Annotated in this window: 11 protein-coding genes; 4 read left to right on the forward strand and 7 right to left on the reverse strand. The window is 50.7% G+C overall.

Annotated features, from left to right (window positions below; genetic code table 11):
* The first annotated feature begins 9 nt into the window (after positions 1-9).
* From JUF10_RS00795 to JUF10_RS00805, 3 genes are all read left to right on the forward strand, one after another.
* A complete protein-coding gene (locus JUF10_RS00795; protein ID WP_203640349.1) occupies positions 10-657 on the forward strand; it encodes an NAD(P)H-binding protein in 648 nt (215 codons plus the stop codon).
* A gap of 27 nt (positions 658-684) precedes the next feature.
* Positions 685-1,356, forward strand: coding sequence for an NAD(P)-dependent oxidoreductase (locus JUF10_RS00800; RefSeq protein ID WP_236008120.1), 672 nt, complete (start codon positions 685-687; stop codon positions 1,354-1,356).
* A gap of 133 nt (positions 1,357-1,489) precedes the next feature.
* On the forward strand, positions 1,490-2,347 hold the full coding sequence (locus tag JUF10_RS00805) for a hypothetical protein (RefSeq protein ID WP_203640351.1): 858 nt from the start codon (positions 1,490-1,492) through the stop codon (positions 2,345-2,347).
* Positions 2,348-2,492: 145 nt separating this feature from the next.
* Here the strand turns inward: JUF10_RS00805 and JUF10_RS00810 are convergent, their stop codons facing one another.
* The 6 genes from JUF10_RS00810 to JUF10_RS00835 all read right to left on the reverse strand — a co-directional run bounded on the left by JUF10_RS00810 (position 2,493) and on the right by JUF10_RS00835 (position 7,555).
* Positions 2,493-3,257 carry a spore germination YkwD domain-containing protein gene (locus JUF10_RS00810; protein WP_203640352.1) on the reverse strand — a complete coding sequence of 255 codons (765 nt, stop codon included), beginning with the start codon at positions 3,255-3,257 and terminating at the stop codon, positions 2,493-2,495.
* Complete coding sequence (locus JUF10_RS00815) at positions 3,258-4,343, reverse strand: CAP domain-containing protein (protein WP_203640353.1); 1,086 nt, start codon at positions 4,341-4,343, stop codon at positions 3,258-3,260.
* Between the two features lie 99 nt (positions 4,344-4,442).
* Positions 4,443-5,006, reverse strand: coding sequence for a hypothetical protein (locus tag JUF10_RS00820; RefSeq protein WP_203640354.1), 564 nt, complete (start codon positions 5,004-5,006; stop codon positions 4,443-4,445).
* A 30-nt stretch (positions 5,007-5,036) separates the two neighbouring features.
* Positions 5,037-5,603, reverse strand: coding sequence for a hypothetical protein (locus JUF10_RS00825; protein ID WP_203640355.1), 567 nt, complete (start codon positions 5,601-5,603; stop codon positions 5,037-5,039).
* 226 nt (positions 5,604-5,829) lie between these two features.
* The gene (locus tag JUF10_RS00830) at positions 5,830-6,603 is read right to left on the reverse strand and encodes an ABC transporter permease (protein ID WP_203640356.1); all 774 of its coding nucleotides are present in this window, start codon (positions 6,601-6,603) and stop codon (positions 5,830-5,832) included.
* A 16-nt stretch (positions 6,604-6,619) separates the two neighbouring features.
* Entirely contained in the window at positions 6,620-7,555 is a 936-nt protein-coding gene (locus tag JUF10_RS00835; protein ID WP_203640357.1) for an ATP-binding cassette domain-containing protein, read from the reverse strand.
* A gap of 149 nt (positions 7,556-7,704) precedes the next feature.
* On the opposite strand from JUF10_RS00835, the gene JUF10_RS00840 reads away from it, so the two are divergent.
* On the forward strand, positions 7,705-8,223 hold the full coding sequence (locus tag JUF10_RS00840) for a MarR family winged helix-turn-helix transcriptional regulator (protein WP_203640358.1): 519 nt from the start codon (positions 7,705-7,707) through the stop codon (positions 8,221-8,223).
* A 696-nt stretch (positions 8,224-8,919) separates the two neighbouring features.
* Here the strand turns inward: JUF10_RS00840 and JUF10_RS00845 are convergent.
* A partial coding sequence (locus JUF10_RS00845) for an MBG domain-containing protein (protein ID WP_203640359.1) occupies positions 8,920-15,099 on the reverse strand: 6,180 nt, incomplete at its 5' end.

Consider the following 15,099-nt stretch of genomic DNA (forward strand, 5'->3'; position numbering starts at 1 on the left):
AAATCACTTATGAAAAATGTCTTAATTCTTGGTGCATCCGGCTCCATTGCGACTCTGGTCACCCGTAACTTACTTGACGATTCACGCGTTCGGCTCACCCTGCTCGTTCGGCATCCCGACCGGTTGGCCGACGACATTCGCTATGACAGCCGTGTCACTATTGTCGTCGCTGACGTGGTGAAGGATACGGCAAAATTAACCGCCACCCTGCAAGGCCAAGACCTGGTCTACGCCAACCTCTACGGCGCAAACTTGAAGCAACAGGGTCAAGCCGTTGTCACCGCCATGACGGCCGCGGGCGTGTCCCGCATCATTTGGATCTCAGCAAACGGCATTTATAACGAAATCCCTGGTAAGTATGGGCAATGGAACGCGCAAATGTTAGGTTCCACGTTGACCGCCTATGCCGCGGGCGCCAAAACCATCGAGACCAGCAATCTGCAGTACACGATTGTTCGGCCAGCCTGGTTCTCTGACAAGGACGTTGTCAATTATGAGCTCACACAAAAGGGCCAACCATTTAAGGGGACCGAGGTTTCTCGCCAGAGCGTTGCGGCTTACCTGACAATGCTAATCTTGGACCCCAACCAGGCCATCAACCAATCCATCGGTATCAATGAGCCTGACACGGACGGCGCCAAGCCTAGTTTCTATTAGAAAAAAGAAGGTCTTAGTTTGAAAATTATGGTTATCGGAGCTTACGGTCGGCTGGGCCGGCTAGTGATGCGCGTGGCACTTAAACGCGGTCACCAGGTCATTGGCATTGCCCACCGGCAACACGCCAACCTGGCACGCCCACAAGTTATTATTAAGGATATGTTGGACTTAACCCGCGCCGACCTCGCAGGCGTTGACGCAATCGTCGACGCCGTGGGTGCTTGGACGCCCGCCACGGAACGAGTTCATTACGCAGGACTCGCCCACATCGTTTCCTTATTACATGGGTCACCGATTCACTATCTCAAGGTTGGCGCGGCGAGCACTCTGTTCATTAATCATGCGCATACGCACGTCCTCCAGGAACTGCCACTTTACTATCCCGATTACATGCAGGATCTCTGCGCCGCACACGCCGAGGGATTAGCCGTTCTTCAAGGCTGCACTGACGTCAACTGGACGTACGTCACCCCCACTTATAACTTTGACCCGGCCGGCCACAGTACCGGAACTTATCACGTTGCTGGCGAAGAGTTTCACCCCGCACCATCCAAGAATCCCGACGATGGTCAGCAAGACTACATCACCTATGCCGACTACGCTAAGGGCGTCTTGGATATCATTGAAAATAACCTGTACCCCCGCCAGCAGATTACCCTGTTTAGCGGCAACAATCCGCAGCCGAAGCAACGCTATTAGGAAACCTAGGTGTAAACTATAGTTGAACATGTTAGTATTGTTGTGACCTATTAGTTGTATCGCAACAGGACTGACTGGTTTAATTTTCGAGTGACTATGACTAATTCACTCGGCATCTAGGGGAGATTTTTACATGAAAAAGTTGTTACTAGGGGCAACGCTGGTCGCTGCCAGTGTCTTCGGGCTTACGGGTACCGCGCAGGCGGCTACCAAGAGTTCATCACCATATCTACCGGACACCAGCAAGCCGGGCGAGACGCAATACGTCCGGTTGAAGAAGACGATGGATGTCGGTTTCACCCAAAAGACCAATGGCCATTACAAGAAACTGCTGAAGAAGAAGGGGTCCTTGCTCGAAGTCATGGGCATCAACCGCAACGAGGTTAATGGCGAGTACGTGCCAACGGTGGCCCTCACCTCGGGCGCCGTTCACTACAATCGCGCGAAAAAGCTGAAATATTCGACGATGGATAACATGCACGCTAAGCTCATCCCTTATACCAAGGCTAATTTCACGCCGGTCAAATTAAAGGCACCAGACAGAACACTCCTATTTCAATCCGGAACTGGCTTTAAGCTAAATCCTAAAAAGGACGGCCTAGTCACGACCCCCGCTTTCTACCTAACACTAGACAACTATCTGCAATACTACAGCGCTTCGGACCTGGTCAAGGTTGCGCCTAGTGGCCTTTACAAAGACGTTCGCGGCATGAACGTCTGGAAGCCAACCGCTTCGGTCAAGGTCAGCAAGGTCACCGTCAAGGGCCGGACCACCACCGTTGATTACAAGAAGCCACTCAAGGGCATGCCCAACAAGAAGATCAGCAAGGGCCACTACCGCCTAAAAATCGTGCACAATACGAAGAAACACCACGCCACTTTCTTCCCTGATGGCTATACCGAAGAAGCCACGTGGACAACGTACAAGGTTAATGGAAAGAGCTATTATGTCGGTGAGTCGATTGAGGTTAAGGACTATCTCGACGAATAATCCCTTCTTTAATTGCTTAATACTCTACCGTATATCAAAAACAGCTAAGCCCGCTTAATGGGACCTAGCTGTTTTTTAGTTACCTCTGCTTAAAAGGATAATTCTTCTCCAGGGACTAAGAGAACAGTCATCTCTCAAGTCCACACTAAGCCACCATATACATGAAATAGGCGCCGCCCTCTGTTGCAAACCAAAAGACACCTACCCGGCTAACATCTGGCTGTAAGATATCAGCGTGCGCGTAATCTGGTTGCTGATTCCCCACGATCATGGCGGTATCGATACCAAATTGGGCTAAGCTCTGACTGTTCTTTAAATCATGCTTATCCTTCGTTTCCGAATCGGTCATCATTTGACTGCCCGTTGGTAAGCCCAACTTACCGGCAAGCTTATCGTAAGCTGTCCAGTCCGTTTTATAACGAGTACCAGACTTCTTCAGCCAACTCTCATGACCCTTAAGCACCGCCATGATTGCCGGATCCAATGCTACCGGATTCATCCCCTTGGCCGTCCGATATTGGTTGGTTTGCTTCACAAATTCTTGGGCCATCACTGCATTCATTGAATCGATAGACGGAGATACTTTCCCGTTCTTCAAATAACCGCGCCACATCCAGCCCTTGACCTGCTGGGTGTCCACGTAATAGAAGACTTTCTTCTTGCCATTCTGCTTCAACGTCGCGTGCTTGGTCACGTACAGGGTGACGTGCAGATAGCTCTTCGCCTTCCCCTGCACCTTGTTCAGCGCCGTGGACGTGTAAATCGGTCCCTTAGTCGCATGGTACGGGGCTTTCTTGACCTTAGAAATCTTGCCCAACTTAGCGGCCTGCGCGGTTGGTGCTTGGCTCAAACCCACACCGACTAAGCTCATGCCTAAAGCAACGAGTAACCCTTGCATTAATTTTTTCATTTAGTAAAACTCCCCACTAACTTTCAAATTGAATAACCGCGTTTGGTAAGAAATGTCGGGTTGATCCTCGACGCCCGAGATTTTAACGGTATAGGCATGGTTCACCTTTATCAGGCTCTTCTTGGGCAAAAAGTAGACGTTGGTCCCAAAGTAGCCATAACCACCCGAAGTTACCGAGACTTGAGACACGGGCACGGTCTTCTTCGCCGTCTTGTCGTAAACGTGAACGGTCGGCGTAGTATCGCCATAACCCGTATACCCATCACCAGAATACTCATCAGCAAAGGACACGGACCACGGTGCCTCATGACCCACCAGGTTATATGGCATCAAACCGGCCCGGGGATAGGCCACCGTTTTCGCGGCCGGGTGGTCATTGTAATGGTTCTCGTCATAGACCCGCAGATCATTGTAGCTGTCTGCTTGACCCACCCCAATCTTGTCGATGCCGCCCAGAATCCACATCCGGTGACCGGGTTCCAAATCGCTCAGGTCACCGTCATCGCTTAGATATCCGGTAACTACATCGTAAGGCGAGGACACGCCCTCAGATAAGTTACTTTGGTTCGTCGCGGCAGCTCCGGCCTGCCAGTCTTGCTTGGACACGATTGCTGGCCGCTTAAAACCAACCAGGCCATGAGACAGGCCCTTATCCGCCGCAGCCAAGGTGGCCGCACCCATTTGAGCAGAGGTGTTCCAGGCGCTGTCCGCCGTGACCTTGCTTAGGCCAAACATGCCGCGATAAAAGTTGACCCAGTTCACGGTACGATTGATGTAGCTGGTGCTCAGCTTGCCGGGGCGAAAGTTCTTTTTCACGCTCGGCTTCTGCGCGTACATTCCCTTGGTGCTCGTACCGATCTTCTTGGCCTGCTTACGGTAGTTGGTGATTTGTGACCATTGACTGGCCGTAAAATGCTTCTTCTCCTGCTGTAGCTTCTTGGCCTTTGCCGCCTTGGCTTTAGCCTTCTTTTGTGCCTTGGTCATTGCCGCCTGAGCGGTAGTTTGTGTGGGTTGGATAGCCGTGACGCCACCCGCCATGACCACCGTCAACGCACTGACGGCGAGAATTCGTTGCCATTTTGCCATTTGATTTACTCCTTTGCTTTCGCGAGCCGAAAAAGACAACCAAACCCACCTGGTGATTGACCGTTGGAGATTTGATTGTTTTTTCAGTTAGCCGTCTAATTAATCAGTGAAGTCTTCGGTGGCACCAGTTGGGTTGAAGGCTTTCGCTTGACCCTTGGTCTTGTAGTAATGTTGCAGGTGAACTTCGCCGTTTCCTACATTCCACATCGCGTAGACATACAGTGACTTGATGGTCTTGCCCTTGTAATGGCGGTTGACGATCTTGTAGCCTTCCGTTCCTGTTTCCCCCAGTGCTGATGACTTGGTATGGTTTACCCATGATTCATCAATCAGCCACCCCTTATTCATAAACAACAAAGTATTGTTCTTTCCCGTCTTGATACCCGTCATGTTTTTATTCAAGTCGGCAGCCTTTATCGGACTGTGACCAGTCACCCACTTTTTCCCATTAAAATTCCGATATGAAGTCTTATCGGCCGCAATCGTGTACCGATTATAGTGGCCATTCTGGTAATAGTACCAGGTTCCTTGAAACTTCTTCGGGGCACTCGCCAGACTCATCTTAGTGCTGGCCTGGGCATCAACTGTGGGATTAGCAACGGCCAAGACCGCCCCAAAGCTAACTGACGCCAAGAGCGCGCCCATCATGTTGGTAAATTTCATTGTCATATTCCTCCTTATTTTCCGAATGGCTTATTTGTGTAACGCACCAACTGGATTGAAGAATTTAGCTTGGGCCTTAGTTTGGTAATAGTGGTCCGCCAACTTCTTTTGACCGTAGCTGTTCACGATGTTCTTGTTGTACAGCACTTTGACGGACTTGCCCTTATACGTCTTGTGAATGACCTTATAAGTTCCGCCCCCATTGGTCGCAAACATCCCGTAAGCCACGACCTTGGTATAGCCGTCCTTAACGCTCTTGGCGCTCGTCCAATGAGACTTCTTATTGCCCCAACCTTGTCTAAACTCATCGTCTTGGTTCTTAGTCGTATGTAGTGTCCCGGTCCATTTGACCTGCTTCTTACCAAAGGCATCAAAGTAGTTCTTAACCGTCATCGTCTTGGCCCCAATAGTCATCGTCTTGTAGTAGTATCCGTCGTTTTCCTCATAGTGATACCAGGTTCCGCGGACACTCTGCGGGAACGCGGCCAAACTGACTTTCGCTGCTTGCGCTTGAACCGTGGCGGGACCGGTGACAGCCGCCGCAACACCAAGCGTGGTTGCCACCATAGCGGCTCCCAAAATATGGTTCATCTTCATTGCGATTTCCTCCTTAAATAAACTGCGTTAGTCCTTAATCGGCCATTAATTGCGATTAGCAAATGTTGGCCTGGCTAACTAAGATTCAGTATAGCAATTAAGGGTGTCATAATATGTCGTTTGGGACTGTGACAGCCTATATTTCTCCAAAAAAGTTTAACTGCTGGTCGTATATAAAAAAGGTGGCCACCCAACCACAGGCAGACCACCTTTACTCCTATCCAACCTAATTCCGGTCATACGCCCAAACCGCCAGCGGCGCAAAGACCGCCACAACGGCAACGTCAAAGACCACTACCAGCAAGGCCTCGTGCGTCCAACTGCCAGTCGCCAGAATCTGACGAATCGCGGTGATCACGTAGGTCACTGGATTCAAGTGCGCCACGAACTGGAGTGGCTTCGTCAATGAGTGTAACGGCACGAAGGCGTTTGACATGAAGGACAGCACCAGCATCGTCATCAATGATGCGCTTTGAACAGCGCCCGCACTCTTTGCCAGCAGGCCCAGGAGCGCGAAGATCCAGGACAACGCCCAGCCCGTGAAAATGGCCAGGAGTCCAATCGCCACGACCCAGCCAAAGCCAACGGCCGGACGCCACCCCATGAGATAGCCGGTGGTCAACGAGGTAATCGTCGCAATCAGCAAGCGTAAACTATCAGCAAATAGTTGCCCCGCCAACGGTGCGATGTGCGCCATCGGCAATGACTTGAAGCGGTCAAATACCCCGGAGTCGAGATCTTCTCTGATTTGCGCACCCGACCCGGAGCCCGCCGACAACATTGTTTGAATCAAAATACCAGGGACGATGGTCGGCAGATAGGCCTGAACACCACCGGCAATGGCGCCGCCGAATAAATAACCGAACATCAGCATGAACAGGACGGGCTGAATCACCACATCCATAAAGTTATCCGGGTTGTGAACCGTCTTGAGTAAGTTCCGATAGGCCATCGTGGCCGTATTCATAATGACGTTGCCGCCATGCATTTTTACATCCATCTTGCATCCCTCTTTCTTAGTTCTTGCCGACCGTGAGATCCATGAAGACATCGTCCAGCGATGGTTCTTGCACGGATAAATGGTCGATTGCGATTTTAGCTTGCTTCAATGACGCTAAGATTGGCGTTAACTCTGTGACTTGATTTAACCGCACGCTCAGTCGCTGCCCGGTTCGTTGAATGGTATTGGGCACCTGGGACGTCAGCAGGTTTACCGCTGCCGTTACCTGCGTGGCCTGGCCGACCGTGAAATTCAATTTGGTCCCGCCGACCTGCTGTTTAAGCTCGGCTGGCGTCCCCATCTTCACGACCTTGCCGTGGTCGATGATGGCCAGGTTGTCGGCCAATTGGTCGGCCTCGTCCAAGTACTGCGTGGTCAAAATCACCGTCGATCCCTGCTTCACCAGCTGACGAATCGTCGCCCACATCTGCGTCCGGGTCCGCGGGTCCAGCCCGGTCGTCGGTTCATCCAGGAAGATCAGGGTGGGCCGCGTGATCAGGCTCACAGCGAGGTCCAGTCGGCGCCGCATCCCCCCGGAAAAGTTTTTCAAAGCCTTATCGGCGGAGTTTTCGAGTGAAAATTCAGTCAGGAGCTCCGTTGTTCGTTGCTTGGCGTCCTGCCGTGAGAGGCCATTTAAGCGGGAAAAAATCATCAGGTTCTCACGTGCCGAAATGTCTTCGTCGACCGAGGCGTACTGTCCGGTGAGGCCAAACATCGACCGCGCCAGCCGCCCTTCCTTAACCGTGTCGTGGCCGAAGATCTTGACGTGGCCCGCGTCAGCCTTAAGCAACGTGGTCATCATGCGTAGTGTCGTGGTCTTCCCGGCGCCATTGGGTCCCAGCAACCCGAAGACCTCTCCTTGCCGCACGTTAAACGAAATATCATCCACGACCGTCTTCTGTCCAAACTTCTTAGTCAAATGGCTCACTTCAATTGCATTAATCGCTGACATGTTAATCCCCTCTTAGCTCTCTTTTTAATCAGGTCCCCCTGACTAAAATTATAATAAGGCCCCCTGATGAAATTGTCAAGAGGTAGCTCAAAATAGATAATGCCACTTCACCTGGTTGTCGGGTATAATGGCAATAGGGAGGCGGTTCTATGCCTGATTTGACGAAACAAAAAAATGCGGCTGGCAAGCTGATTGAATTCGGCATGGTCAGCCACACTGCGGAGGAGGTAGCCCACCGCAACCACTTGGATAAAGAGGACCATCCGCTACGCTTTCAGGGGCAGGGCAAGATTTTACTGGCCCTATCCCAAGACGATGGCCTCTCGCAAAAGGAGCTGGCGACGCGCCTAAATCTCGCGGTGCAATCGACAGCTGAATTTGTTAATAAACTGGTCAAAAAGGACTTAGTCACTAAGGAAAAGTCGACGACGGATCGGCGCAAAACGATTATTCGCCTAACGGATCTGGGTCGTGAAACCGCGGCAGCCGAAACGGCCAAGGTGCCAGCGTACTTAGAAACGTTGACGGACGCCGAGTTAGAGCAGCTTACCGCGATTTTAACGAAGATCAATAACAACCTTTACGACGAAATCGACACCATGACGCCCACACAGTCTAACAAGTTCAAGGCGACTGTGGCGGACCACCTGCGCGACTGGTTCCTCTAACGCCAAACGGTCTCCCATTCAGGGGTTGACCGTTTTTTTACGAGGTTAAATGCCCGTTCTAGCAACAACAGTGGGACCAGAACTAGGCAACCTGGTGGGTCCTTCGCCTTACCGGCCGGCAGATATGGGCTGGAACGGTGCGAACACAACTTGAAGCCTCGAAAGAGCCGAGTCTACAAGCTTGGTTTTCTACTAAGCCGGCAAGAATCGCCAACTAAGTAGAACGACGCGCCTGAGCCCATATCTGCCGACCTCTCGGCTTACATAGTGTGCTTAGACAACAAGGATAATGACTGTAACGGCCGTTATCAATTGAACCAAAGGCGCTAAGTTTTCACGTTTTCCGACCGCTGTCGTGGTAAACCACAATCGGAGCCGGAGGAGTACAGGGATGTAGCCAGCCGTGGAGGTGGTGTTAGCTGGCGATTCACCAGCCAGCTTACAGCACGGGCGACTTTGGAGACACGTGGTCTTCGTGGCTTCAAAGCGAGCGAGAAGACTGGCGTTCTTCCAGTCTGAAGCGTCCCCACAGCAGGCGGAATCCCTGTCAGCCGTAGCGCGGCAAATTCACACTAATTTACTGGCGAATTCTTACCGACTTTCAATCTAAAACCATACGCCAAAAAGCCGTCCCCCGATTCGAGGGACGGCCTTTTAGTCTAGCTATAGCGTTACTTATATCTTAAGTGACTCAAATTAATGTGAGCGCCGACGAACAAATGGTGTGATCAGCAGTGCTAAGAGGATTGCCCCTAATTGTGCCAAGAAACTCTCATTCTTTTGGCCCGTTTGTGGTAATTCTGTTTCCTGTTGACTTGCCTGTTGTTTGGTCGTCGTCTGTTGAGACTGATCACGTCCCGTTACAGCAGTGTCGCCCGCATGGCCTTCGTTAAGTGTTTGAGCAGAACGATGACCCGTTGCATTAAGCAGTGCCTTTGAAGCACCCGCTTGCTTAAGGTTCTTCCGCGTTGCACCGGCGTTCTTCAATGACTTCTTCGATGGCTTCTTCCGTGACGTTGCCTTGCGACTATTTATCTTGTCAGCAAGTTGACGCGTAAAGATTGGTTCCGTCCCGGATTCATCGAACTTAACGGTGGTCGTACCACCCATTCCGTCAGGTAAGATAGCATCCAAGTCACCGGAGGCCATCGTGCGTTGCGCAATGAGTTTACCCTTCTTCAGTTCCTGAACAGTCCGTTGACCGCTCATTGGGTCATACGTATAGATGACTTGAATACCGTCGGGCCATTGCTTGGTGACCTTCACGGGCTTCTTATCAGCATCGGTGTTCGTTGGGACACTAACGCCCGCACTGTGACTCGCTGGCGCCTGGGTAAACGTTGGCATGGCATCTGCCGACTGAGCAAATTTAACAGTCGCTGTACCGCCAGCACCATCTGACAACGTCACTGATGAAGCACCAGGAACGATTGTCTGCTGATCAACTGTCTTACCGTCTCGTTGCTCCGTTACCGTCCGTTGACCAGTCGTTGGATCGTAGGCATAGATTGTCTCGCTACCATCGGTCCACTGCTTGGCCACTTTGACGATATCGCCATCGGTGTCTGTCGTCGTGGCAGTCACGTTACCGGCAGCGTCTTTCGTGGTCTGCGTTGTATCGTGTTCAAACGTTGGCTGCGACCCTGGTTGCCCGGCATTAACGATGGTTGCGATACCTTCACCACTCGTCAATGTTGCCTTCGAGGAATCAGGTGCAATCGTCTTCTGGTCGACCGTCTTGCCGTCCTTTTGCTCCGTCACAGTCCGGTTACCAGTAGCTGGATCGTAGGTGTAAGTCGTCTCACTCCCATCAGTCCACTGCTTGGTGACTTTGATGACATTGCCGTTGGCGTCCTTCGTCGTGGCAGTCACGTTACCAGACTTATCAGTCGCGGTCTGCGTCGTGTCGTGTTCAAACGTCGGTTGTGACCCTGGTTGCCCAGCATTGACGATGGTCTTAACCCCTTCGCCAGCGGATAACGTTGCCGTCGTGTCATCAGGCGCAATCGTCTTCTGATCGACTGTCTTGCCGTCTTTTTGTTCCGTCACAGTCCGGTTACCAGTCGTTGGATCATATGCATAATCCGTTTCGCTGCCATCCGTCCAGTGCTTCGTCACCTTGACGACATTGCCATCGGCATCGGTCGTCGTATCAGTCACGTTACCAGACTTATCAGTTGCGGTCTGCGTTGTCTCATGAGCAAACGTTGGCGTTGCACCTGGCTTGTCCGCAGTAACGATGGTTTCAACGCCATCGCCACTCTTCAACGTAGCCTTTCCATCGGCCGCAATCGTCTTCTGGTCGACCGTCTTACCGTCCTTTTGTTCCGTCACTGATTGCTTACCGGTGGCTGGATCGTAGGTGTAAGCCGTTTCGCTGCCGTCCGTCCAGTGCTTGGTTACCTTAACGACATTGCCATCGGCATCGGTCGTCGTATCAGTAACGTTGCCAAACTTATCGGTTCCGGTCTGCGTCGTGTCATGGGTAAACGTTGGCGCTGCGCCTGGCGTCTCTGAATTAACGATGGTTTCAACGCCATCGCCACTCTTCAACGTGGCCTTCGGTGCATCTGCGGAAATCGTCTTCTGGTCGAGCGTCTTACCGGCTTTTTGTTCCGTAACCGTCTGCTTGCCAGTCGTTGGATCGTAAGTGTAATCCGTTTGACTGCCATCGGTCCACTGCTTAGTGACCTTGACGACATTGCCATCGGCGTCTTTCGTCGTGGCAGTAACGTTACCAGCATCATCTTTCGTGGTCTGCGTCGTGTCATGGTCAAACGTTGGTTCTGACCCTGGTTGCCCAGCATCAACAAGCGTGTCGACACCTTCACCAGCAGATAACGTTGCCTGCGTCTTATCGGGTGAGATCGTCTTTTGGTCGACCGTCTTACCGTCTTTTTCCTCAGTCACTGTCCGGTTACCCGTCGTTGGATCGTAGGTATAAGCTGTCTTACCGCCATCGGTCCACTGCTTGGTAACGTTGATGACATTGCCAACGGCGTCTTTCGTCGTGGTCGTGACGTTGCCAGCCTTATCAGTCGTGGTCTGCGTCGTGTTGTGGGCAAACGTTGGTTCTGACCCTGGTTGCCCAGCATCAACAAGCGTGTCGATACCATCACCGGCAGATAACGTTGCTTTAGGCGTAGCGGCATCAATGGTCTTTTGGTCGAGCGTCTTGCCGTCCTTTTCCTCCGTAACAGTCCCTTTACCAGTCGTTGGATCGTAGACGTAAGCTGTCTTACTGCCATCGGTCCACTGCTTGGTAACGTTGATAGCATTGCCATCGGCGTCTTTCGTCGTGGCAGTCACGTTACCAGCCTTATCAGTGGCCGTCTGCGTCGTGTTGTGGGTAAACGTTGGTACCGAACCTGGTGCCAACACAGCAACAAAGGTTTCAACAAGTGGTTCAACACCGCCACCATTCGTCAAGGTTTCACTCGTAGAACCCTTGTCGAATGTCTTCTGGGCAACTGTCTTGCCGCCCTTTTGTTCTGTCACCGTCTGTGTCTTCTCGACTGGATCATAAGTGTAAGCCGTTTGACTATCATCGGTCCATTGCTTAATGACCTTGATGACATTGCCAGCGTCATCTTTCGTTGTGGCAGTCACGTTACCAGCATCGTCCTTCGTGGTGGTCGTCGTATCATGTTCAAACGTTGGTTGTGACCCTGGTTGCCCAGCGTTAACGATGGTTTGAACACCATCACCAGTCTTCAACGTGGCCTTTGTAGGATCGAGACCGAATGTCTTCTGGTCAACTGTCTTACCGTCTTGTTGTTCCGTTACCGTCCGGCTCTTAGCAACTGGATCGTAAGTGTAAATCGTTTGGCTACTATCTGGCCATTGCTTAACGACCTTGATGACATTGCCATTGGCATCCATCGTCGTGGTCGTATCGCCATCGGTCTTTGTCGTGTCGTGCTTAAACGTTGGCTCTGCGCCTGGCGTTTCAGCATCAACAAGCGTTTCAACGCCGTCACCAGTAGACAACGTTACATTTGGCACATCAGGCGTGATTGTCTTAGTATCAACTGTCTTACCGTCTTTTTTCTCCGTCACCGTCTGCGTCTTCTTGTCTGGATCGTAGGTGTAAACTGTGCTACTACCATCGGTCCAGTTCTTGGTTACGTTGATGACATTGCCAGCGTCATCTTTTGTCGTGGCAGTAACGTTGCCAGCAGCATCAGTCACCGTCTTCGTTGTGTCATGTTCAAACGTTGGTTGTGCGCCTGGTTGCCCAGCGTTAACGATAGTTTGAACACCATCACCACTCTTCAAAGTTTCCTTTGTAGGATCGGTACCGAATGTCTTCTGATCGATTGTCTTACCGTCTTTTTGTTCCGTTACTGTCCGGTTCTCAGTAGCTGGAGCAGCTGGATCATAGGTGTAAGTCGTTTGACTATCATCTGGCCATTGCTTAACAACCTTGATGACATTGCCATTGGCATCCATCGTCGTAGTCGTATCGCCATCGGTCTTTGTCGTGTCATGTTTAAACGTTGGCTGTGCACCTGGTTTTTCTACATCAACAGTGGTTGCAATACCCTTACCGCTCGTCAATGTTGCTTCCGTAGAACCCTCAGCAATCGTCGTAGAATCAACCGGCTGACCGTCTTTTTGCTCCGTCACCGTCTGTTTGCCAGTAGCTGGATTGTAGGTGTAAACCGTGCTACCACCATCATTCCAGTTCTTGGTTACATTGATGACATTGCCAGCATTGTCTTTCGTCGTGACAGTAACGTTACCAGCATCGTCCTTCGTCGTCGCAGTTGTGTTATGTTCAAACGTTGGTAGTGACCCTGGTTGCCCAGCATCAACGATAGTTTCAACACCATTACCATCCGCTAACGTCGCCTTACCATCACCATCAGATGCAATCTTTTGCTGGCTGACTGTCTGACCGTCCTTTTGATCCGTTACTGTCCGGTCCCCAGAAATTGGGTCGTAGGTGTAGGTCGTTTGGCTGTCATCGGTCCATGGCTTAACTACTTTGACAACATTACCATTAGTATCTTTCGTCGTGATAGTACCATCGGCCGCGGTCTGCGTTGTGTCATGTTCAAATATTAGCTGGTTGGTTTTCGGGTCAAGCGCAACGACAGTGTTCGTATTGGTACCCTCACCATCAGATAGCGTGACCTTAGAACCAGGAGTAAGCGCGGTAATGTCCTGTTGGTCAACCTGTTTTCCACTCTTTAGCTCCGTAACGGTCTTCTTACCAGCGGCTAGATCATTGACGTAAGTCGTTTGGCTACCATCAGCCCACTTCTTATCAATCTTGACCACGTTACCGGCTGAGTCTTTTTCAGTGATCGTCGTACTGCCATCGGGATCATCAACCTTACCCAAAACCTTCAGCTGACCAGGAACAACAGTCAACGCATAATTTGAATTAGCGGATGTTGCATCAATTGTGTACGTTCCGACTTCCTTGCCATCTGGTTCTTCGTAGCTCAAATCCAACTGCGGTTGATCATGGACTGGTGAACCATCAACTACTACCTTTGACTGGTTTGCGGGAATTGACTCGCCTGCATTCATGTCCTGGTTGGCCACTGTAACGGTGACTGTCCGTTTTGCAACAGTCAGAGTCCCGGTACCAAATGCGTCTTTGAAATCATAGTTAGGATTATCTTGGGCCAAACGTGCTTGGGCAGCCTGACTCAATTGAATCGTGTAATTGCCGCCAGCTTGTAAGTCAGCCGCACCTACAGACTTACCGGTTGTATTGTCAATAATCTCAAAATCAGTTTGTGCGATTGTGTTGTTGGGAACATTAATTGTTGCTGATAACGTTGGCAACTCATCATCATAGATCATTTGGACATCCGCAACTGTTACCTTAGTCGATGCTGACGTAACCGTAAAGTTTCCTGGCGTTACGGTCACGGAGTAGTTCTTACTCGAGCTACTCCCCTTAATGGAGTCAGCATATGTGCCAATATTTTCTTCATTAGCATCACGCGTCAGAGTGACCTTCAAGTCAGACAACTGGTCATCGTTAACTAGCCCAGCTTTAGAGGCATCAGTTAACGTTAATTTAGGGTCAGTAGTGCCATAAACTTTCTGAGCATCATTTGCCGTCACGGTGATTTTCTTTGGCGTTACAGTCAATACGGCTGTTCCAAACGTCCCAAAGCTGTAATTCTTATCTGCCGTCAAAACAGCTTGTGCATCAGCTGTATAACGAATCGTGTAGTCGCCACCAGCTTGAAGTTGGTCAACGGAAACTACTTTTTCCGTAGTGTTATCGACAACTTCATAGTCCTTTTGAGCGAGTACATCGTCAGCTCCCGTTACCTTGGTACCTAAGCTTCCAGTGATTTCAGGTAACTGACCATCATTACCACCATAAACTACGGTCGCAGCTTGAATCGTAGGTGTAGCTACAGCTGGTGTAATCGCAAAGTCCCCTGGCGTTACGGTCACAGTGTAGTTCTTATTTGAACCACTTGCGCTCCCAGTAATAGCCTTGGTATACGTACCAACATTTTCTTTAGTAGTGTCGCGTGTCAAAGTAACATCAAGTACAGACAACTGATCACCATTAACCAATTCATCTTGAGATTTATCAGTTAACACTAATTTAGGGTCAGCCGTACCATAGGTCTTACCTGTACTTTGAGCCACCACTGTAACCGCCTTCGGCGTTACAGTCAGCTTAGCCGTTCCAAAATCACCAAAGGCATAGTTAGCATCTTTCTTCAAATCTGCTTGGGCATCTGCCGTATAACGAATCGTGTAGTCACCGCCAACTTGCAGTTGGTCAACGGAAACTACTTTTCCAGTAGTGTTATCAACAACTTCATAGTCCTTTTGAGCGAGTACATCGTCAGCTCCCGTTACCTTGGTACCTAAGCTTCCAGTGATTTCAGG

Source organism: Levilactobacillus andaensis (assembly GCF_016861695.1).
Taxonomy (GTDB): domain Bacteria; phylum Bacillota; class Bacilli; order Lactobacillales; family Lactobacillaceae; genus Levilactobacillus; species Levilactobacillus andaensis.